The 18,281-nt window shown below is 62.0% G+C and carries 20 protein-coding genes; 14 read left to right on the top strand and 6 right to left on the bottom strand.

Annotation, left to right across the window (positions count from 1 at the left end):
• Positions 1-70 precede the first annotated feature (70 nt).
• Positions 71-1,693, top strand: coding sequence for an MFS transporter (locus tag ACKUG4_RS24215; RefSeq protein WP_445434987.1), 1,623 nt, complete (start codon positions 71-73; stop codon positions 1,691-1,693).
• Between the two features lie 49 nt (positions 1,694-1,742).
• Here ACKUG4_RS24215 and ACKUG4_RS24210 read toward each other — a convergent pair whose 3' ends face one another.
• Positions 1,743-2,111 (bottom strand): DUF427 domain-containing protein, encoded by a 369-nt coding sequence (locus ACKUG4_RS24210; protein WP_414882838.1) that lies wholly within the window; start codon positions 2,109-2,111, stop codon positions 1,743-1,745.
• Positions 2,112-2,292: 181 nt separating this feature from the next.
• On the opposite strand from ACKUG4_RS24210, the gene ACKUG4_RS24205 reads away from it, so the two are divergent.
• From ACKUG4_RS24205 to ACKUG4_RS24195, 3 genes are all read left to right on the top strand, one after another.
• Positions 2,293-3,507 carry an MFS transporter gene (locus tag ACKUG4_RS24205; protein WP_445434986.1) on the top strand — a complete coding sequence of 405 codons (1,215 nt, stop codon included), beginning with the start codon at positions 2,293-2,295 and terminating at the stop codon, positions 3,505-3,507.
• A 117-nt stretch (positions 3,508-3,624) separates the two neighbouring features.
• Positions 3,625-5,568 carry a DNA topoisomerase III gene (locus ACKUG4_RS24200; protein WP_445434985.1) on the top strand — a complete coding sequence of 648 codons (1,944 nt, stop codon included), beginning with the start codon at positions 3,625-3,627 and terminating at the stop codon, positions 5,566-5,568.
• A 47-nt stretch (positions 5,569-5,615) separates the two neighbouring features.
• Complete coding sequence (locus tag ACKUG4_RS24195) at positions 5,616-6,119, top strand: GNAT family N-acetyltransferase (RefSeq protein WP_445434984.1); 504 nt, start codon at positions 5,616-5,618, stop codon at positions 6,117-6,119.
• A gap of 12 nt (positions 6,120-6,131) precedes the next feature.
• Here the strand turns inward: ACKUG4_RS24195 and ACKUG4_RS24190 are convergent, their stop codons facing one another.
• The gene (locus ACKUG4_RS24190) at positions 6,132-6,503 is read right to left on the bottom strand and encodes a hypothetical protein (RefSeq protein WP_445434983.1); all 372 of its coding nucleotides are present in this window, start codon (positions 6,501-6,503) and stop codon (positions 6,132-6,134) included.
• A gap of 127 nt (positions 6,504-6,630) precedes the next feature.
• Here ACKUG4_RS24190 and ACKUG4_RS24185 point away from each other — a divergent pair, with 127 nt between their 5' ends.
• Positions 6,631-6,960, top strand: a complete 330-nt coding sequence (locus tag ACKUG4_RS24185) for a hypothetical protein (RefSeq protein ID WP_085602835.1) — start codon at positions 6,631-6,633, stop codon at positions 6,958-6,960.
• Positions 6,961-7,203: 243 nt separating this feature from the next.
• Here ACKUG4_RS24185 and cynR read toward each other — a convergent pair whose 3' ends face one another.
• Positions 7,204-8,091 carry a transcriptional regulator CynR gene (gene cynR / locus ACKUG4_RS24180; protein ID WP_445434982.1) on the bottom strand — a complete coding sequence of 296 codons (888 nt, stop codon included), beginning with the start codon at positions 8,089-8,091 and terminating at the stop codon, positions 7,204-7,206.
• A 119-nt stretch (positions 8,092-8,210) separates the two neighbouring features.
• Here cynR and cynS point away from each other — a divergent pair, with 119 nt between their 5' ends.
• The 3 genes from cynS (at position 8,211) to ACKUG4_RS24165 (ending at position 9,666) form a co-directional block, all read left to right on the top strand.
• Positions 8,211-8,675, top strand: coding sequence for a cyanase (cynS, locus tag ACKUG4_RS24175; protein WP_011334741.1), 465 nt, complete (start codon positions 8,211-8,213; stop codon positions 8,673-8,675).
• Between the two features lie 83 nt (positions 8,676-8,758).
• Positions 8,759-8,995, top strand: coding sequence for a DUF2790 domain-containing protein (locus ACKUG4_RS24170; protein WP_064597472.1), 237 nt, complete (start codon positions 8,759-8,761; stop codon positions 8,993-8,995).
• A gap of 11 nt (positions 8,996-9,006) precedes the next feature.
• The gene (locus tag ACKUG4_RS24165) at positions 9,007-9,666 is read left to right on the top strand and encodes a carbonic anhydrase (RefSeq protein WP_007950573.1); all 660 of its coding nucleotides are present in this window, start codon (positions 9,007-9,009) and stop codon (positions 9,664-9,666) included.
• Between the two features lie 48 nt (positions 9,667-9,714).
• Here the strand turns inward: ACKUG4_RS24165 and ACKUG4_RS24160 are convergent, their stop codons facing one another.
• On the bottom strand, positions 9,715-11,217 hold the full coding sequence (locus ACKUG4_RS24160; protein WP_445434981.1) for an aldehyde dehydrogenase family protein: 1,503 nt from the start codon (positions 11,215-11,217) through the stop codon (positions 9,715-9,717).
• A 69-nt stretch (positions 11,218-11,286) separates the two neighbouring features.
• Positions 11,287-12,195: a glutaminase B gene (gene glsB / locus ACKUG4_RS24155; protein WP_445434980.1), complete on the bottom strand. Its 909-nt coding sequence runs from the start codon at positions 12,193-12,195 to the stop codon at positions 11,287-11,289.
• 241 nt (positions 12,196-12,436) lie between these two features.
• On the opposite strand from glsB, the gene ACKUG4_RS24150 reads away from it, so the two are divergent.
• Both ACKUG4_RS24150 and ACKUG4_RS24145 read left to right on the top strand, forming a co-directional pair.
• Complete coding sequence (locus ACKUG4_RS24150; protein WP_064597478.1) at positions 12,437-12,640, top strand: HvfA family oxazolone/thioamide-modified RiPP metallophore; 204 nt, start codon at positions 12,437-12,439, stop codon at positions 12,638-12,640.
• A gap of 58 nt (positions 12,641-12,698) precedes the next feature.
• Positions 12,699-13,214: an HvfX family Cu-binding RiPP maturation protein gene (locus ACKUG4_RS24145; protein ID WP_445434979.1), complete on the top strand. Its 516-nt coding sequence runs from the start codon at positions 12,699-12,701 to the stop codon at positions 13,212-13,214.
• A 3-nt stretch (positions 13,215-13,217) separates the two neighbouring features.
• Here ACKUG4_RS24145 and ACKUG4_RS24140 read toward each other — a convergent pair whose 3' ends face one another.
• Positions 13,218-14,831 carry a L,D-transpeptidase family protein gene (locus ACKUG4_RS24140; RefSeq protein ID WP_445434978.1) on the bottom strand — a complete coding sequence of 538 codons (1,614 nt, stop codon included), beginning with the start codon at positions 14,829-14,831 and terminating at the stop codon, positions 13,218-13,220.
• A gap of 151 nt (positions 14,832-14,982) precedes the next feature.
• On the opposite strand from ACKUG4_RS24140, the gene ACKUG4_RS24135 reads away from it, so the two are divergent.
• The 4 genes from ACKUG4_RS24135 (at position 14,983) to ACKUG4_RS24120 (ending at position 18,188) form a co-directional block, all read left to right on the top strand.
• Entirely contained in the window at positions 14,983-15,696 is a 714-nt protein-coding gene (locus ACKUG4_RS24135; protein WP_011334749.1) for a murein L,D-transpeptidase catalytic domain family protein, read from the top strand.
• Between the two features lie 147 nt (positions 15,697-15,843).
• Positions 15,844-16,101, top strand: coding sequence for a DUF2790 domain-containing protein (locus ACKUG4_RS24130; RefSeq protein ID WP_064597487.1), 258 nt, complete (start codon positions 15,844-15,846; stop codon positions 16,099-16,101).
• Between the two features lie 12 nt (positions 16,102-16,113).
• Positions 16,114-16,785: a heavy metal response regulator transcription factor gene (locus ACKUG4_RS24125; RefSeq protein ID WP_039767117.1), complete on the top strand. Its 672-nt coding sequence runs from the start codon at positions 16,114-16,116 to the stop codon at positions 16,783-16,785.
• Positions 16,782-18,188, top strand: a complete 1,407-nt coding sequence (locus ACKUG4_RS24120; protein ID WP_445434977.1) for a heavy metal sensor histidine kinase — start codon at positions 16,782-16,784, stop codon at positions 18,186-18,188. Before ACKUG4_RS24125 ends, ACKUG4_RS24120 begins: the two co-directional genes overlap by 4 nt.
• Positions 18,189-18,281: the final 93 nt, after the last annotated feature.

Here is an 18,281-nt window from a genome sequence, read left to right as displayed (position 1 = left end):
GCGGCGCCCACCCACAAGGCCGGTGCCGACAGTGGAAACAACAAAAACAATCACTGTGAGGGATACCGATATGTCAGAACACGTTCAGTCTCTGGATGCCGTGCGCAGCGCGGACGCCAGCCCCGATACCCGAAAGGTCATCTTCGCCTCGTCCCTGGGGACGGTGTTCGAGTGGTATGACTTCTTCCTCTACGGCGCCCTGGCGGCGGTCATCAGCAAGCAATTTTTCGCCGGGGTCAACGACACCACCGCATTCATCTTTGCGCTGATGGCATTTGCCGCAGGCTTCATCGTGCGGCCGTTCGGGGCGCTGGTGTTTGGTCGGTTGGGGGACATGATCGGGCGCAAATACACCTTCCTCGCAACCATCATCCTGATGGGCGTGGCGACGTTCGCCGTGGGCCTGATGCCGACCTACGCCAGCATCGGCATCGCCGCACCGATCATTCTGGTGATACTGCGCATGCTTCAGGGCCTTGCCCTCGGCGGCGAATACGGAGGCGCTGCGACTTACGTGGCCGAACACGCGCCGATCGGCAAGCGCGGGTTCCACACCAGCTGGATTCAATCCACCGCGACCCTTGGTCTGCTGCTGTCGCTGCTGGTGGTGCTCGGTTGCCGCTACTTCACCGGCGATCAATTCGAAGTCTGGGGCTGGCGTATTCCGTTCCTGTTGTCGATCGTGCTGCTGGGTATTTCCACCTGGATTCGCCTGAGTCTGCACGAATCGCCGGCCTATCTGAAAATGAAAGAAGAAGGCAAGGCCAGCAAGGCGCCGATCCGCGAGTCCTTCGGCAAATGGGAAAACCTCAAAGTCGTGCTGATCGCCCTGTTCAGCATCAACGCCGGGCAAGCGGTGACCTTCTACGCGGCGCAGTTTTACGTGCTGTTCTTCCTCACCCAGTTCCTGAAAATGGACCCGGCGGTGGCCAACAGTCTGCTGATCATCAGCGTGGTGATCGGCGCGCCGTTCTTCATCATTTTCGGCTGGCTGTCGGACAAGGTCGGGCGCAAACCGGTGCTGATGCTTGGCTTGCTGCTGGCCACCGCGCTGTACTTCCCGATCTTCAAATCCCTGGCCCACTACGCCAACCCGGCCATCGACCACGCCAGCCGACAGGCACCGATCACCGTGGTGGCCGACCCGGCGACCTGCACCTTCCAGTTCGATCCGGTGGGCAAGGCCAAATTCGACAGCCCGTGCGACAAGGTCAAGACCTTCCTGGTCAAGCAAGGCCTGCCCTACTCCAGCGTCGCCGCGCCGGCGGGCAGCACGGTGCAAGTGAGCGTCGGCGATGTGAAACTCGACGGCTTCGACGAGGCGGCTCTGCGCGGCGCGATCACCCTCGCCGGCTATCCGCAACAGGCTGATATGCAGCAAATCAACAAACCGATGATCGTGGCCCTGATCGTCGGCCTGATCATCATCTCGGCCATGTGCTACGGTCCGCTCGCCGCGCTGATGGTCGAACTGTTCCCGACCCGCATCCGCTACACCTCGATGTCCCTGCCGTATCACATCGGCAACGGCTGGTTCGGCGGATTCCTGCCAACCGTGTCGTTTGCGCTGGTGGTGTACACCGGGGATATCTTCTATGGGCTGTGGTACCCGGTGCTGATTACCGGGGTGAGCCTGGTGGTGGGGATGATCTGCCTGCGTGAGACGAAGAATATCGATCTGGACAAGAACTGATTGATATTCGTGTGGCGGGGGCGCAATGCCCTCGCCACCCTGCTGGATCTCAAACCTCCGCCTCCAGCAACTCAAACTTCACCTGATCGGGATAAAACGCCACGTAGTCCTTGATCTGGCTGACCGAAATCTTTGGATTTTCGTACGTCCATACCGCGTTCGCGCCCTCATGTCCCGGCACTTGCAGACTGAAATAGTTGGCATCGCCCTTGTACGGGCAGTAGGTGGTGTGGTCGGTGCGGGCGAAGTATTTTTCGTCGATGTCTTCACGCGGGATGTAGTAGACCGGCGGGTAATTGGCTTCGAGCAGCACCAGGGCTCGGGCCGAGGCGGCGACCTGTATGCCGTGGAATTTTACAAGCAGGCAGCCAGGCTGCTCGGCAACGGTGATGACGGGACTGGGACCGGAACTTTTCATCGGTTTCTCCTGACGGCGGCGAAGGCACCGGTTCAGGTATAACCCATGTGGGGGAATCTCGTCGGATCCGCAGCCGAACGGTTTTTTCTCCGATCAGCAACAACCGTCGCTTGCGAAGGCGGCGGTTTCTGTTTTCATATCACGCACAAAACGACCAAGACGCCCACCGACAGGAGTCATCATGCGCAAGGATTACCTGGCTTTTTTCATCTCGCTGTTCCTGTCGCGGCTGGCGGATCAGATCCTGTTGTTCATCGTGCCGCTGGTGGTGTTCCAGACCACCAACAGCGCGTCCTGGGCGGGGCTCGCATTCTTCGTCGAGTCGCTGCCGCGTTTTCTCGCGTTTCCGCTATGCGGAGCCCTGTGCGACAAGTTCTCGCCCATCAGGATTCTGCACATAAGTCAGGTCTACCGTGCTCTGCTTTGCGTGCTGGCAGTAGGGCTTTATGCCGTCTTCGGCGGTATCGCGTGGCTGGTGGTGCTGTCGGCGCTATGTGGCGTGCTGACGACTCAGGGCATCATGGCCCGCGAAGTGCTGATGCCGCGTATTTTCCAGCACTACAGCTACACCAAAACCCTGTCCTACTCGCAGATAGCCGACCAGACCGGACTGGTTCTGGGGCCTTTGGTGGCGGCATTGCTGCTGGAAGTTTCGGCCTGGCACTGGGTGGTGCTGTGGGTGGCCGGGCTGTTCCTGCTCGCCGACCTGAGCATGCGGGTGTGGCAACGTTTCAGCCGTATCACTCTGGAGGTGTTCGAGCAGCATCAGGACATCTGGCTGCAGCCTCTGCGCATCGCTTTCAGGCATATCCGTGAACGGGCGGAGCTGAAAAAGATCATCACACTGGCTGTGGGGGTCAACCTGATTGTCGGGGTCACCCTGGCCACTTCGGCGGCCATGGTGCTCGGTCAGTACAGCGCCGGCAAGGACGACTACGCCGTGCTGCAAGCGGCAGGCGCGGTGACCACCATCGTGATTCTGTTTTTCCTCGCCCGGGTGGTATTGCCGTTGCGCGTATTGGGTGGCGTTGCCTATTCGATGCTCGCCGCCGGCGCCTTCATCAGCGCCCTGAGCCCGAACCTGGCGGGTTATGTGCTGGGTTTCCTGTTGATCGTCGGCTTCGACAAGATGTTCAACGTTTACATGCGCAGCATTCGCCAGCGAGTGATTCCCCCTCAGGACTTCGGCAAGACCGTGGGCGTGATCACCCTGCTCAACAACTTGTCGCAACCGCTGGCCGGTCTGCTGGTTGCGCTGCTCGCTGCGCCATTGGGGACGCAACGTGTGATTCTGATTCTGGCCGTGCTGGCGACGCTGCTGGGCGTGGCGGCTCTCGGGTGGTTTGCCAGAGTACGGCGTTCCTCCATGGCGTCGATTTTCGAAACCGACCGATAAAAGCTGTACACGCCCGGCAATCTTTTTATCTGTATATCCATACAGATAAAAGTTGCCCGTTCGCCCGAGTCAGGCCATCCTGTGCGCCTCTTCGGGCAATGATCGACGACGGTGGTTATGCGGCTGTACCTCTGTGAAAAACCTTCCCAGGCCAAGGACATTGCGGCCGTGCTCGGCGCAAAGCGTCGGGGCGACGGCTGCTGGCTGGGAACGGACGTCACGGTGACCTGGTGCATCGGCCACTTGCTGGAAACCGCGCCGCCGGACGCCTACGACGCCAAATACAAGCGCTGGGTGCTGGCGGACCTGCCGATCATCCCGGACAAATGGAAAATGACCGTCAAGCCGCGTACCGCCAGCCAGTACAAGGCGGTCAAGCGCCTGCTCGGCGAGGCCAGCGAACTGATCATCGCCACCGACGCAGACCGTGAGGGCGAGATGATCGCCCGGGAGCTGGTGGAGTATTGCCGCTATCGCGGGCCGATCCGCCGCTTGTGGCTGTCGGCGCTGGATGAAGCCTCGATCCGCAAGGCGTTGGCAGCGCTCAAACCGGGCGCTGAAACCTTCAGCCTGTATCACTCGGCACTGGGGCGCTCGCGGGCGGACTGGCTGATCGGGATGAACATGAGTCGCCTGTTCACCCTGCTCGGCCGGCAATCAGGCTATCAAGGTGTACTGCCGGTGGGCCGGGTGCAGACGCCGACGTTGCGGCTGGTGGTGGATCGCGACCGCAGCATTGCCGATTTCGTGCCGGTCGCGTACTGGGCCATCGACGTGCAACTGCTGCACAACGGCACGCCGTTCACGGCACAGTGGCGTGCGCCGGGCGATGCCTGTGACGATCAGGACCGTTGTCTCAATCAGGCCCTCGCCCAGCAAGCGGCCGCCGCCATCGGCAGCGCCGCCAGCGCCCGGGTGGTCAAGCTGCGCACCGAACGCATGCGCGAAGTGGCACCCCTTCCCTTCGACCTCGGCACCTTGCAGGAAGTCTGCTCGAAGAAGCTCGGCCTCGGTGCCCAGGAAACCCTCGATATCGCCCAGGCGCTTTACGAAACCTACAAGGTCATCACCTACCCGCGCAGCGATTGCGGCTATCTGCCCCTGAGCCAGCACAGCGAGGCGCCAGGGATTCTTGCGGCGTTGCGTCAGGCCGATCCGAGCCTCGAAGCGCTGCGCGAGCATCTGGAGCCACAGCGCCGCTCCCGCGCCTGGAACGACGCCAAGGTCAGCGCCCACCACGGCATCATTCCGACCGCTGCCGCGAAAAACCTGGAGCGTCTGACCGGCAAGCACCGCGCGGTCTACACGCTGGTTCGCGCGCGGTATCTGGCACAGTTCCTGCCCAATCACGAATACGACCGCACCCAGGCCGATTTCGATTGCGCCGGGGAAGCCTTGCGCGCCGTCGGCAAGCAGATCTTCGAGCCGGGCTGGAAACGCGCGTTGCCCGAAGCGCTGGCCCCTACCAAGGGGCGTGAAACCCCCGCGCCGCAGACTTTGCCAGCGCTGACCCAAGGCACCGAGTGCGCCATCGCGGACGTGAAACTCAAGGACCTGTGGACGCAGCCGCCCAAGCCCTACACCGAGGGCGACCTGATCAAGGCCATGAAGAACGTCGCCAAACTGGTGGAAGATCCGCTGCTCAAGCAGAAACTCAAGGACACCACCGGCATCGGCACCGAAGCTACCCGCGCCTCGATCATTCAAGGGTTGCTGGATCGCGGCTATCTGGTGAAAAACGGCAAGGCGCTGTCCGCCACACCCGCCGCCTTCAGCCTGATCGACGCCGTGCCGCGGGCGATTGCCGACCCCGGGACCACGGCGATCTGGGAACAGGCGCTGGACATGGTGCAGAGCGGCGAGATGAGTCTGGAGGAGTTCGTCACCAAACAGGCGGCGTGGATGAGCAAGCAAGTGACCCGTTGCGCCGGGCTGAACCTGACCATCAGCGGCCCGCCACCTGCCGGCAAAGCCGCTGCGCCATGGAAGAACAAACGCAAGACCACTCGGCGCAAAACCACCGGAACCGGCAAACGCTCGGCGAAACCGGCGGCCAAATAGCCCGCTGCGCGCTACTGTTTCAACAGTGATGGTCAGGAGGCTGCGGCATGTCTGTCATCGAACTGCGCGTCGCCCGGCGCGACGAACTGGAAACCCTTGAAAACCTGATGCAGTTCTACACTTATGACTTCAGCGAGTGGCTGCCGCTGAAGCTCGGCGGGCATGGGTTCTTCCCGATCCAGTTGAAAGACGATTACTGGCGCCAGCCGGCGACCCGACCATTCCTGATCCACGTCGACGGCGAACTGGCGGGGTTCGTGACCGTGGATGACCACCTCCTCATCGAAGGCGCCGATTACAACATCGGCTATTTCTTCGTCAGCCGGCGCTGGCGTGGCCAAGGCGTCGCGCAGTTTGTCGCCTCTGCCCTCTTGAGCCACTTGCCCGGTCGATGGCAGATTTTCCATGTCGACGCCAATATGCCTGCACAGCGGTTCTGGGCCCGGCTCATCCCCGAGCTGAGCGGCGGCGACTTTACCCGCCAGACCAAAACAGTGGACGGCTATCCCTGTACGTTCTACTGCCTGCGCAGCCTTTCTCCCGCTGTCTGAAGACCTCTTTTTTCATTCCAGAATGACTTTGTCCGACAATATGTAGTGACCAAAAATAATCACTACAAAACCGTTGACGGCATCGTTTTGCTTTTGCATGATGCAGACGTCTCCCCGATCGGGAGCATTGGCAACACGCTTGAGCAAGCTCGTCTGACCGCCGAGCTGTTTTTTCCGGATACACGCTGCCCACAAGGCAGATTGAAGAAGCTGACCTGGCCTGAACGTCCAGTACAAGGACGAGAAGCGCTGGCGAAAATTCTCAAGACGCTTGTGGTCGACCCTGAAAACGTCGTCAAGGAGCCTCCCGGTTTTCGCTGCTTCTCCTCGTTGTGACGCTATTGCGTAGCAGTTATTCAACACGACTACATGCAACAGACGCATGACCCCGTACTTCATACGGGCGACCGCTGACGTCCTGGTTTCGGTGCCAGGGATCAACTAACCGATGGGCTACCTGTATTAGCGAATCAACTTTGAAAGATCACCAGACTGGTCAAGGGGCAATATCATGAATCTGAACAATCAACCTACTATCGAAGAACTGGCTCGTATGTTCGCTGCGCAAAAAGACAGCCACGACAGCCATATTCTGTGGATCAGCAAGTCGGGTCAGGTCCATATCGACTGCCTGTCGCCCCATGCTGGTGAAGAAGAGTTCGATCGGAACAACCAGAACCTGCTGGCCCGCCTGAAGATGTACCGCCGTGGCCACGGCTATGTCGGCAAGAAAGCCGCGGCCGACAAGGACTTCATCGGTAATGTTCTGCAAACGCTGAAACAGGCGTGGGACTCGATGCAGAACAAGAACGAAGTTCGGGTGATTGATCGGTTCTACTAAGTTAAAACTTCATATAAACAAAAAGGGCCTGCTTCCGAATAGGAGCAAGCCCTTTTTTGTTCCCGGCTTGAGATATTTTTTGTGGTCAAGAACCTACCCCCTCACCCCAACCCTCTCCCCCAAGGGGGCGAGGGGGAAAGGGAGCAGATCGGGGTCGCTTCAATTCCTGAGTACGACTCAATATTTCAGGTCGATGAATCTCGAACACTCACCTCGGTCAGTCCCCTCTCCCTTGGGAGAGGGTTAGGGTGAGGGGCTTCCCATGCCTAGCGCGAGATTCATGAACGCCACCGCCGCCGCACTGTGATAGTTGTTCTTGCGCCGCAACAGCGCCGCTCCCCGCTGCGGCGCTTCGCTCTCGACCCGCAACCTGCGTAACGCCCGGTCCTCGGTCGCAATCGCCTCGGGCAGCATGGTCGCAATCGGCGCATGCCGGATCACTTCCAGCAACGTGCTCACCGAATTCACCTCGATCTGCACCTTGGGGGTGATGCCGTTCTGGCGGAAGTATTCATCGATCGACAGGCGCGTGAAAAAGTCAGGCGCCAGCAAGGCAAAATCCAGCTGCGCAATGTCCTCCGGCGTCAGCACCGAAGCGCTGTCATACAACGGATGTTCACGCCCGACCATCACCCCCAACGTCTCGACAAACGCGGGAATGCACTCGATGTCCGGATTGCGCACCGGTGTGAAGGCAATCGCGATATCCAGCGAGTCATCCGCCAACCCGGCCTCGATGTCATCCATCGACAACTCGAAAATCTCCAGGTGAATCCCCGGATACCGCGCCACGTAATCGCGCACCAGCGGCCCGACCAGATACGCCATGAACGTCGGCGTCATGGCCAGGCGCAGCGAGCCTCGGGACAGATCCTTCACGTCATGCAACGCGCGCTTGCCCGCCTCCAGCTCCACCAGCACCCGTCGCGCGCATTCGATATAGGCCTGGCCGGCGTCAGTCGGTTTGACCGAGCGCGAGGTGCGATCAAACAGATCGACACCGAGGGTTTCTTCCAGTTGGCGGATCTGTTGCGACAAGGTCGGCTGCGACACATGCAACGCCTCGGCAGCCCGGGTAAAGCCGCCGTGATCGGCCACGGCCAGCAGGTATCGCAAATGTCGCAGCAGCATGGAACGCTCCATCTATAGGCATTACTTATGCTTGGCATTGTATATCGGTCTTGGACGCTATGGATCAATCGGCAGAAGATGAATCCACACAGCAAGCCAACCCCGAAAGGAGAAGCACCATGCAATCCCAAGCCTACAACGACAGCCGCATCGCCCTGACCACCCGCGCCCTGGATGCCAAGGCACAGAAAAACCTGTCGTGGCAGGATCTGGCCGACGGCACTGGCCTGAGCCTGGCCTACGTCACCGCCGCCCTCCTCGGCCAGCATCCACTGCCGAAAGCCGCGGCCGAAGTGGTCGGTGACAAGCTTGAGCTGAGCGCCGAAGACGTCGCCGCCCTGCAAATCATCCCGCTGCGCGGCAGCCTCGACGGTGTGCCGACCGACCCGACCATCTACCGCTTCCACGAGATGATTCAGATCTACGGCACCACCCTGAAAGCACTGGTTCACGAGCAGTTCGGCGACGGCATCATCAGCGCGATCAATTTCAAGCTCGACATCAAGAAAGTCGAAGATCCTGAAGGCGGTTCCCGCGCCGTGGTCACCCTCGACGGCAAGTTCCTCCCGCTGCGTCCGTTCTGACCCCTCCGGGCCCGCACCCCGCGTGCAGGCCCATCCAAACCTGAATTGCCAAGTCGTCACCACACCCGTCTGGAGGCTGCCCCATGCAAAAAATTCTGTTGACCCTGGCCCTGCTCGCCGGCCTTGCTGCCCAGGCCCAGGCTGATGAAGAGGCCGTCGCCTACCGCTACGGCATGTCGCTGGACATTGCGCAGGTCGTGAGCATCACCCCGGTCGCCGACGTCTGCGGCGTGGTGCCGGTCGAAATGACTTACCTCGACAGCCACGGCGCAAAACACATTCTTCAATACAGCGAATTCGGCACCGGCTGTTCGAACTGAGAGGACACACCATGAAAAACCTGATCGAAGGCTTCCTGAAGTTCCAGAACGAGGCGTTTCCGCAACGCACCGAGCTGTTCAAACACCTGGCGACTACCCAAACCCCGGGCACGCTGTTTATCACTTGCTCCGACAGCCGCGTCGTTCCGGAACTGCTGACCCAGCAGGAACCCGGCGAGCTGTTCGTGATCCGCAACGCCGGCAATATCGTGCCGTCCTACAGCCCGCATCCGGGCGGGGTTTCGGCGACGGTGGAATACGCGGTGGCCGTGCTCGGCGTAACCGACATCGTGATCTGCGGCCACTCCGATTGCGGCGCCATGACCGCCATCGCCCAGTGCAAATGCATGGATCACCTGCCCGCCGTCAGCGGCTGGCTGCAACACGCCGAGTCGGCGAAAGTGGTCAACGAATCGCGGCCACACGCCAATGACGCCGCCAAGCTGAGTTCGATGGTGCGGGAAAACGTGATCGCGCAACTGGCGAATATCCAGACTCACCCGAGCGTGCGCCTGGCTCAGGAGAAAGGCCTGCTGAATCTGCATGGCTGGGTGTACGACATCGAGACCGGCTCGATCGACGCACTGAGTGCCGACCGCCGTACCTTTGTCTCGCTGGCCGAGCAACCGTCGACTTGCGCGGTGTACGGTCAGGCAGTCGATGCGGCTTGAAAACACAACGCCGCGCCCGTCATTGCGACGGGCGCGGCGTTGTTCTGTTCAGCGTTTTACGCCCAGATCGATCTGCGTCATGCGGCTGCGTACGGTGAACACGCCGTCACCGGAGAGGATCGCGCTGCGGGCAAACAGGCGGCCGCTTTCCCAGTTCGAAAGCCCCAGTTCCGGCTTGTTCAGCGCGTACTGGCCATCGACCCAACGGGTGATCCCGTTGCCCACGAACGGCGCGTTGACCGCGCTGTAGAAACGCTCCTGAACCGCCGAGTCTTCGCTGATCAGCGACACCGTGAATTGCGGGCTGTAGCGGTTGAACAGTGCGATGGCCTGATCCAGATCGTCGACGATCATCAGGCTGGTTTCCGGGGTTTCTTCCCATTCCCACTCGCGGCCCAGTTGCGCTTCCGGCAGCGGCTCGGCCAGGGCTTCGGTCTGGTAACCCTCGGCGCGATAGACCTCGACCGTCGCGTTCTGCCAGTCGCTCGGCAGGTAGCTTTCGCTGCCTTCGACGATATGCAATTTGCAGCCCTGACCACGCGCGGTGCCGGCCTGCTGCAAGGCGTCGAGGAACAGCGGCACCAGTTCGGCAGCACGGTCGCGCTGGATCAGGCAGACGTTCAACGTGTTGCAGACTTTGCGATCCAGCGAATTGCGCACCACGGCGGCAAAGCGCTTGGCGTCGGCATCGCGATCAGCAATCAGCCACGCGCCACCAGTGCCGTGCAGGCTGACGGCGGTACCGGCCTGCTGGGCGATGCTGCCCAACTGGCTGACTGCACGACCCGAACCACGGGCCACCGCCAGCGACAGCCGCCGGTCGGCGAACATCGCCCAACCGGCGGCGTGGTTGACGCTCTCCACCAGCGACACCGCGCCCGACGGCAGACCGGCATCGGCCAGCGCCGGGTTCAGGGCGTGGGTGACGATCGCTTGCGCGGTGCCCAACGCATCGCTGCCAATACGCAGCACGGCGGTGTTGCCGGTGCGCAGTACGCCCGCGGCGTCGGCGAAGACGTTTGGCCGACCTTCGAACACGAACGCGACGATGCCCAGCGGCGACACTACCTGCTCGACCTTCCAGCCGTCATGTTCGACGCTGCTGATCACCTTGCCACGGGTGGCCGGCGCATCACGCCAGGCCCGCAGACCGGCGATCATGTCACGGCGCATGCGCTCGTCGGCGAGCAAGCGGGTGGTGGAGCGACCGCGCGCCTTGGCCCGTTCGATGTCGGCGAGGTTGGCGGTTTCGATCAGTGCCCAGGCGTCCGGGTTTTCCAGACGTTGGGCAAACAGATCGAAGAAGCGGCTGATGGCCTCGTCCGGCACCGCTGACAACGCGGTAAACGCCGCCGCTGCACGCTCGATTGCCACCGAGGCTGCCTGCTGATCCGCCACCGGAATCAGCAACAGCTCGCCGCTCACCTGCTCCACCAACAGGTGGTCGCCGGGGCGGAAACGCTCGGCCAGTTCGGGGCTGACCACGGTGACGCGGTTACCGGCGAAAGGGATAGGCGTGCCAGCGACGAGACGTTCGAGCGCGAGAGACATGGAGCGGATTCACCATATTGAGGGCGGCCGGAAAATGTATAGGTTGGCCTCCCTCAAAGCAACACGGCCTCAGAACACCGACCAGCCAATCCGCGAACTGAGCATTTCCAGCGCCGCCATCCCCGCCAGCGAATTGCCCGCCGCGTTCAGCTCCGGCGACCACACGCACACCGTGAACTGCCCCGGCACCACCGCGACGATGCCGCCACCGACGCCGCTCTTGCCCGGCAGACCAACGCGGTAGGCGAAGTTGCCCGCCTCGTCGTACAGGCCGCTGGTGGCCATGATCGAGTTGACTTGCTGGGTCTGGCGGCGAGTAAGAATCTGCTCGCCGCTGTGTTTGCAGAAGCCGTCGTTGGCCAGGAAACAAAAGGCCCGGGCCAGGTCGATGCAGCTCATGCGCAACGCGCAGTGGCTGAAGTAGCTGCGCAGCACCGCTTCAACGTCGTTGTGGAAATTGCCGAAGGATTGCATCAGGTACGCCATCGCCGCGTTGCGCGCGCGGTGCTCGTATTCGGAGTCAGCAACCTTGCCGTCAACCATCACCTGCGGGTTGCCCGACAGCCGTCGCACGAAGTCGCGCATCGACAACGCCGGTGCGGCAAAGCGCGACTGGTTGATGTCGCAGATCACCAGCGCCCCGGCATTGATGAACGGATTGCGCGGACGGCCGCGTTCGAATTCCAGCTGCACCAGCGAGTTGAACGGCTGGCCGGAAGGCTCGTGGCCCAGACGCTCCCAGATCGCCTCGCCGGAATGTTCGATGGCCTGCACCAGGCTGAATACCTTGGAAATACTCTGCACCGAGAACGGCGTCTCGGCGTCGCCGGCGCAATACATCTCGCCGTCGTTGCCATACACGGCGATGCCCAGTTGATTGGCCGGCACGGTGCCGAGGGCGGGAATGTAGTCAGCCACCTTGCCCTGCCCGATCAGGGGCTGGACAGCGTCAAGGATCTCGTTCAACAGCGCTTGCATGCCGGGTTCCGAAGTCTCGCCCCATGGGATTGCGGGGACACCGTGGCTAGACGCTGCGCCCGGCAATCGAATCACACCGGCGCTGTGTATCGCAGTGTGTACGGCCCGACGCCCGACACATCCCGCGCACAAATCCGGCCCTTTGCGACACATCCGCGATACAGCCTGACGCTCAAATACGCCTGTCGATCGGCAACCCCGATCAAGCCTTTGAACTCACCTATCGCATCGGAGATACATCATGACCAAGCGCTCGAAAACCTCCCTGACCCTCGGCCTCCTGCTTGCCGGTGGCCTGGCCCTGTCCAACGCGGCTTCGGCTTCCGAAGCGTTCAGCGTCAAGCAACTGGATCACGGCTACAGCCAGGCCCAGGCCAAGGCCGACACCGCGGAAAAAACCTCGGAAGGCAAATGCGGCGAAGGCAAGTGCGGCGCCGGCGAGTAACCCTTTTTACGGGGCACGTCGGTGCCCCGTTTTTCCCTTGAATGAATGGAGCCTTCCCATGACCACAGCTCTCTCGTCGGCCGTCAAAGGCCTGCACTGGAACCTCGACCGCGCCGGCCAGTGGCTCGCGCCGCTGACCTTGCGCCTGTTCATCGCCTGGGAGTTTTTCGAATCGGGGCTGGAGAAATTCAACGGCCAGAACTGGTTCGAAGACATTCAGGAGCGGTTCCCGTTCCCCTTCGACCACTTGCCCGCCACGCTGAACTGGGAACTGTCGATGTGGGCCGAGCTGATCTGCGCACTGGCGATCCTGATCGGATTCGGCACGCGGATTTCGGCGATTTCGCTGATTGTCGTGACCGTCGTCGCCACCGCTGCCGTGCACTGGCCGGCGGACTGGTCATCGTTGAGTGAGCTGGCCCAGGGTTACGCGATCACCAACAAGGGCTTCGGCAACTTCAAGCTGCCGGCGATTTATTTGGCTGCGCTGCTGCCGCTGGTGTTTGCCGGGGCCGGCAAGTTGAGCGTGGATGCGTGGCTGGCGCGGTTTTTCTGGAAACAAGCCAGCCACTGAGGATCAATGCGCCCGGTCCAGCCCGGCCAGCAACGCACTGTCCCGGCTGTAGATGTCCGGTGCGTAGAGCACACGCCCCTGGCCGTCGACCTGTGCCGTCCAGTAAGTCATGAGGATCGGCACCGGATTGCTCAGGCGGAATTCATGGGTGGTGCCGGTGGCGAGCAAAGTGTCGGTGCGCGCCTTCTCCGCCGGGCTGAGCAGCAAATCGCGCAGCTTCATCGGATGCTCGACCCGCACGCAGCCGGAGCTGAACGCCCGTGGCCCCTTGTCGAACAGCGCCTTGCTCGGCGTGTCGTGCAGGTACACCGAAAACGGGTTGGGGAACCGAATGACCATTTGCCCCAGCGGGTTGCGTGGCCCGGCGTCCTGACGCAGGAGGATGTTGCCGGGGTTGTCCCAGTCGATGTCGGCGGCGGCCAGCGGCTGGCCGTTGGCGTCGAGCACTTGCAGGTTCTGGCGGCTGAGGAAGGTCTGATCCTTGCGGATCTCCGGCAGCTTGTCTTCCTTCCAGATCGTCGGCGGCACGGTCCAGGTCGGGTTCAGCGTCAGGCGCGTGACCCGGGATTTGAGCAGCGGGGTCTGGCGTTCGGCGCGCCCGACCTGGGTGCGGGTCTGCCACACCGGCAGGCCACCTTGATAAAGCGTCAGCTCGGCCGCGGCGACGTTGACCAGCAGACCGTCCGGCTCCATGTCCTGGGCCATCCAGCGGAAACGTTCTAGGTTGACCCGCAACTGTTCACGGCGAGTCAGCGGACTGATGTTGAGTTCGGCAATCGTCCCCGGCCCCACCACTCCGTCGGCCTGCAACGAATGGTTGGCCTGAAAACGCTTCACCGCCTCCACCAATACACCGTGATAAGCGTTGTCCGGCGTGCCGGCCACACTGTTCAGATAGCCTTCGCTGTACAGACGCCGGGCCAGTTCCGGCACCCGCTTGTCTTCCATGTCCGGACGCAGCAACGGGCCGTTGCCCACCGACGTCCACTGAGGCAGGGCTTGCAGGCGCTGCGCGGCATACAGATGACGCAGGTTCTGGTACTGCGCCAACTGCGGCCGGGCCAGATCGAAGGCAGCCGGAACGTTGTGCACGCCTGGCACGGCGATCGCCAGCAATTCGGCCTGCCGGTCGCGTGGCGTTTCGTCGGAATGCCACAGCGGTTCGAAGTGCGATTGCGACAGGCGGCCGTAATGCAGATCCTGCAGGGCTTGCAGGTAGTAACGGCTGATCTCGATATCGGCGCACAGTTCGCCGTCCTGCGGCGCGGTGAGCGCTACCGGATAGCGTTTCGGGTTCAGGCCATCGTCGGCCAACAGCTGCAATTGCGCATGCAAGGCCGGCAATTGCCCGCCATCGGCCCACACCGGCAGCCAGTCCTGCTGCTGGTAGAACGCGCGCAACTGATCCAGCGCCGGGCCGTTGAGACTGGTGCCGATCGTCGGGCACGCCTGGGGCAGGCTGATCAGCGCAGCCTGCAACGGACTCTGCGGTTCGATGGGCATTTCCGTCGGCACGGGCGGCAGCGTCGGAAGTTCCGGCAACGGTTCCTCGGCGCAAGCGACAAACGGCGCAGCGAGCAAACAAATGCTCAAGTAGCATGCGTACTTTTTGAACAACTGCTTTACTCCAATCCATGGCCGTCTTGATTGACGGTCAACCTTACCTCAGGTGCGGTGCACAGTCAGGCCCGATTCGCGGGCTTGCCGGGAACGACTGGACGTCAGGAGCCTAAGTGCCAAACAAGTAGCAAGTGGAGACTCACTTTAAATGTTGACGTTTTTGCGCCGACTTCTGCTGACTGCCACCGCCCTTGGCGTGCTGACCAGCCCAGCCTTTGCCGCCGGCACCTCTTCGCCGGTTCTCTACACCAGCCTCGCGCACGCCGCGCCGGAACTCAATCCCCAGGCGCTGAAAGGTGCCTTGAACGCCATGCAATGTGCGATCAACAACGGCGCGAAGCAGTCCCGTCACCTGGCGATCATCGACTATTCGCAGCCGTCCACCGAGCGCCGGTTGTGGATCTTCGACCTGACCCGGAAAAAACTGGTACTGCGCGATCTGGTCGCCCACGGCTCGAACTCCGGGGAAAATTTCGCCACCCGGTTCTCCAACCGTGAAGGCAGTTTCCAGTCCAGCCTCGGCCTGTTCCGGACCCAGGAAAGTTACCAGGGCACCCACGGTTACTCGCTGCGCATGGACGGTCTGGAACCGGGCATCAACGACATGGCCCGCGACCGCGCCATCGTGATCCATGCCGCCGACTACGTGAACCCGTTCTGGAGCAAACGTACCGGCCGCCTGGGCCGCAGCCAGGGTTGCCCGGCGGTGCGACCGCAGGTTGCCAAACGGGTGATCGACAGCCTGAAGAACGGCCAATTCATGTTCTCCTGGTATCCGGATCAGCAGTGGCTGAAATCCTCGCCGTACCTCAACTGCCAGCCGCAACAGATCGCGAGCATTCTCAGCACCCACGCCAGCTGAATACTCTGTGGGAGTGCGCTGGCTCCCACAGGTTCGGTTTATTACAGATTTGTCATCGAGTTGTCGGTTTGCCGAGCGGATCGCCCGGTAGCTTGAAGTTGTCCCGGCCAGAACGCCGATCAACTTCAACGATTCGAGTGACCCATCATGAAAACCCTGATCCTCGCTTTCACCGCCCTCCTCGCCACCGGTTCCGTGTTCGCTGCACCTGCGCCGGACGCTGCCGTCATTCATGACAAAACCGGCTTCTTCGTGCACCTGGATGTCGACAAAGTCCTCTCCAGCACCGATATTTCCCAGGCCTGCGGCGTGATCCCCGCGCAGCTCGACTACCTCGACCACCAGGGCCGTGAACATGTGCTGGACTATCAAGTGCAAGGCAGCGGCTGCACCAACGACCATTGAGGCGCAGTAGCCATGAATATCCTTGTTGTCGAAGACGAACCGAAGGCCGGCAATTACTTGCTCAACGGCCTGCAGGAACTGGGCTACAGCGTGAGCCTGGCCCGGGACGGCGCCGACGGTCTGCACCTGGCGCTGGAGTTCGACTTCGACGTGATCGTGCTGGACGTGATGATGCCGAAAATGGATGGCTGGGAAGTGCTGCGCCGGCTGCGCAAGGAGACCGACACGCCGGTGCTGTTCCTGACTGCCCGCGACGACATCGCCGACCGGGTCAAAGGCCTGGAGCTGGGTGCCGACGACTACCTGATCAAGCCGTTTTCCTTCGCCGAACTGGTGGCGCGCCTGCGCACCCTGACCCGGCGCGGGCCGATCCATGAAGAGGAGCAATTGCAGGTGGCCGATCTGCAGATCGACGTGCTCAAGCGTCGGGTCAGCCGCGCCGGCAACCGGATCACCCTGACCAACAAGGAATTCGCCCTGCTGCAACTGTTCGCCACCCACACCGGCCAGGTGCTGTCGCGCTCGCTGATCGCCTCGCGGGTGTGGGACATGAATTTCGACAGCGACACAAACGTGGTCGATGTCGCCGTGCGCCGCCTGCGGGCGAAAATCGACGATCCGTTTCCGCTCAAGCTGATCCACAGCGTGCGCGGCATCGGCTACCGCTTCGATACCCAGCCATGAAAATCGCCGGCACGTATTCCCTGACCTTGCGCCTGGCGCTGGTCTTCGCCGTGCTTGCCTTCGCCGCGCTGGCAGGCCTGGGCGCGGCGCTGTACAACCAACTGGAAGCAGCTCTGATTCGCCGCGACGACATCCAGTTGGTCAGTCGCGTCGATCAGTTGCGCACCTTCCTCAACGACAGCAACACCCTGGAGCTGATCAAGAACAAGCCGGCGCTGTTTCAGAACATGCTCGGCAACCGCGAAGCCTTGCTGACCATCGGCGCCCCCGGCCAGCCGCCGCTGCTGGTGGTCAACCCCGGCAACCTCGCCACCCCGAACTTGCCCGCCGTACCGATCGATCATCCGATGGCCCTGAGCGATGTACAGCACTTGCCGAGCGTCGACGGTGTGCCGTTTTCGGCGGTGGCGGCGACCATCGACTCGGGCGATCTGGGCAACCTGCAGGTGCTCACCGGACGCCTGATGACCGAGCGCACGGCAATGCTCGCCAATTATCGGCTCAGCGTGTACGGCCTCGCTTCATTGGCCGCGATTGTGCTGGCGCTGGTCGGCTGCCTGCTGGTGTATCGCGGTTTGCTGCCATTGCGGCGGATTGCCCGGCATGCCCACGGAATCGGCATCGCCAACCTCGGCGAACGCCTCGACCGCCACGGCACGCCCCGGGAATTGCAACCGATGATCGAAGCTTTCAACGCGATGCTCGACCGGCTTGACCGAGGGGTTGCGCAACTGAGCCAGGTCTCCACCGACATGGCCCACGAACTGCGCACGCCGATCAACAACCTGCTCGGCGAGACCCAGGTCGCCCTGCAACAGAACCGCAGCGTCGACGCCTATCAGCAGTTACTCGCCTCCAACGTCGAAGAACTCGAACGGCTGGCGCGGATGCTCGACAACATGCTGTTTCTCGCCCGCACCGACCCGGCCAGCGCGCTGAGCCAGCGGCAGGAGCTGGATGCATGCGATGAGATGCAACGCATCGCCGACTACTTCGAAGGATTGGCAGCCGATGTCGGCGTCAGCATCGAGGCCAGTGGCAGCGGCGTGATCTGGGCCGAGCCGATGCTGCTGCGTCGGGCGCTGGCCAATCTGTGCGCCAACGCGATCAAGTACGGTGCGGCGGATTCGACGTTGCAGGTCGAGGCCGTGGCTGAAGCGGACGGCAGTTATCTGCGGGTACGCAATCAGGGCGCGACCATTCCTGCCGAACACCTGTCGCGGCTGTTCGAACGCTTCTACCGCGTCGATCCGTCCCGCGAGCGCTCGGCCCAATCCAACGGGCTGGGCCTGTCGATTGTCGCGACCATCATGCAATTGCATCAGGGCCGCTACAGCGTCAGCAGTGTTGACGGCATCACCTGCTTTGAACTGTTCTTTCCGGCCCGACAACCCCGCGACTGATTTCGCCAAAGTGTCCCTGTGGGAGCGAACTGCTTGCGAATGCGTTGGGTCAGGCACTGATGAAACTGGCTGACCGGGCGTTAACGCGAGCAG

It is taken from the genome of Candidatus Pseudomonas auctus, assembly GCF_048654275.1.
GTDB lineage: Bacteria > Pseudomonadota > Gammaproteobacteria > Pseudomonadales > Pseudomonadaceae > Aquipseudomonas > Aquipseudomonas pharyngis.
This window is presented reverse-complemented; position numbering and strand designations above follow the sequence as displayed.

Coding starts and splice junctions, on each gene's coding strand:
- ACKUG4_RS24215 (WP_445434987.1), top strand. CDS start 71: ATGTCAGAACACGTTCAGTCTCTGGATGCCGTGCGCAGCGCGGACGCC.
- ACKUG4_RS24210 (WP_414882838.1), bottom strand. CDS start 2,111: ATGAAAAGTTCCGGTCCCAGTCCCGTCATCACCGTTGCCGAGCAGCCT.
- ACKUG4_RS24205 (WP_445434986.1), top strand. CDS start 2,293: ATGCGCAAGGATTACCTGGCTTTTTTCATCTCGCTGTTCCTGTCGCGG.
- ACKUG4_RS24200 (WP_445434985.1), top strand. CDS start 3,625: ATGCGGCTGTACCTCTGTGAAAAACCTTCCCAGGCCAAGGACATTGCG.
- ACKUG4_RS24195 (WP_445434984.1), top strand. CDS start 5,616: ATGTCTGTCATCGAACTGCGCGTCGCCCGGCGCGACGAACTGGAAACC.
- ACKUG4_RS24190 (WP_445434983.1), bottom strand. CDS start 6,503: ATGCGTCTGTTGCATGTAGTCGTGTTGAATAACTGCTACGCAATAGCG.
- ACKUG4_RS24185 (WP_085602835.1), top strand. CDS start 6,631: ATGAATCTGAACAATCAACCTACTATCGAAGAACTGGCTCGTATGTTC.
- cynR (WP_445434982.1), bottom strand. CDS start 8,091: ATGCTGCTGCGACATTTGCGATACCTGCTGGCCGTGGCCGATCACGGC.
- cynS (WP_011334741.1), top strand. CDS start 8,211: ATGCAATCCCAAGCCTACAACGACAGCCGCATCGCCCTGACCACCCGC.
- ACKUG4_RS24170 (WP_064597472.1), top strand. CDS start 8,759: ATGCAAAAAATTCTGTTGACCCTGGCCCTGCTCGCCGGCCTTGCTGCC.
- ACKUG4_RS24165 (WP_007950573.1), top strand. CDS start 9,007: ATGAAAAACCTGATCGAAGGCTTCCTGAAGTTCCAGAACGAGGCGTTT.
- ACKUG4_RS24160 (WP_445434981.1), bottom strand. CDS start 11,217: ATGTCTCTCGCGCTCGAACGTCTCGTCGCTGGCACGCCTATCCCTTTC.
- glsB (WP_445434980.1), bottom strand. CDS start 12,195: ATGCAAGCGCTGTTGAACGAGATCCTTGACGCTGTCCAGCCCCTGATC.
- ACKUG4_RS24150 (WP_064597478.1), top strand. CDS start 12,437: ATGACCAAGCGCTCGAAAACCTCCCTGACCCTCGGCCTCCTGCTTGCC.
- ACKUG4_RS24145 (WP_445434979.1), top strand. CDS start 12,699: ATGACCACAGCTCTCTCGTCGGCCGTCAAAGGCCTGCACTGGAACCTC.
- ACKUG4_RS24135 (WP_011334749.1), top strand. CDS start 14,983: ATGTTGACGTTTTTGCGCCGACTTCTGCTGACTGCCACCGCCCTTGGC.
- ACKUG4_RS24130 (WP_064597487.1), top strand. CDS start 15,844: ATGAAAACCCTGATCCTCGCTTTCACCGCCCTCCTCGCCACCGGTTCC.
- ACKUG4_RS24125 (WP_039767117.1), top strand. CDS start 16,114: ATGAATATCCTTGTTGTCGAAGACGAACCGAAGGCCGGCAATTACTTG.
- ACKUG4_RS24120 (WP_445434977.1), top strand. CDS start 16,782: ATGAAAATCGCCGGCACGTATTCCCTGACCTTGCGCCTGGCGCTGGTC.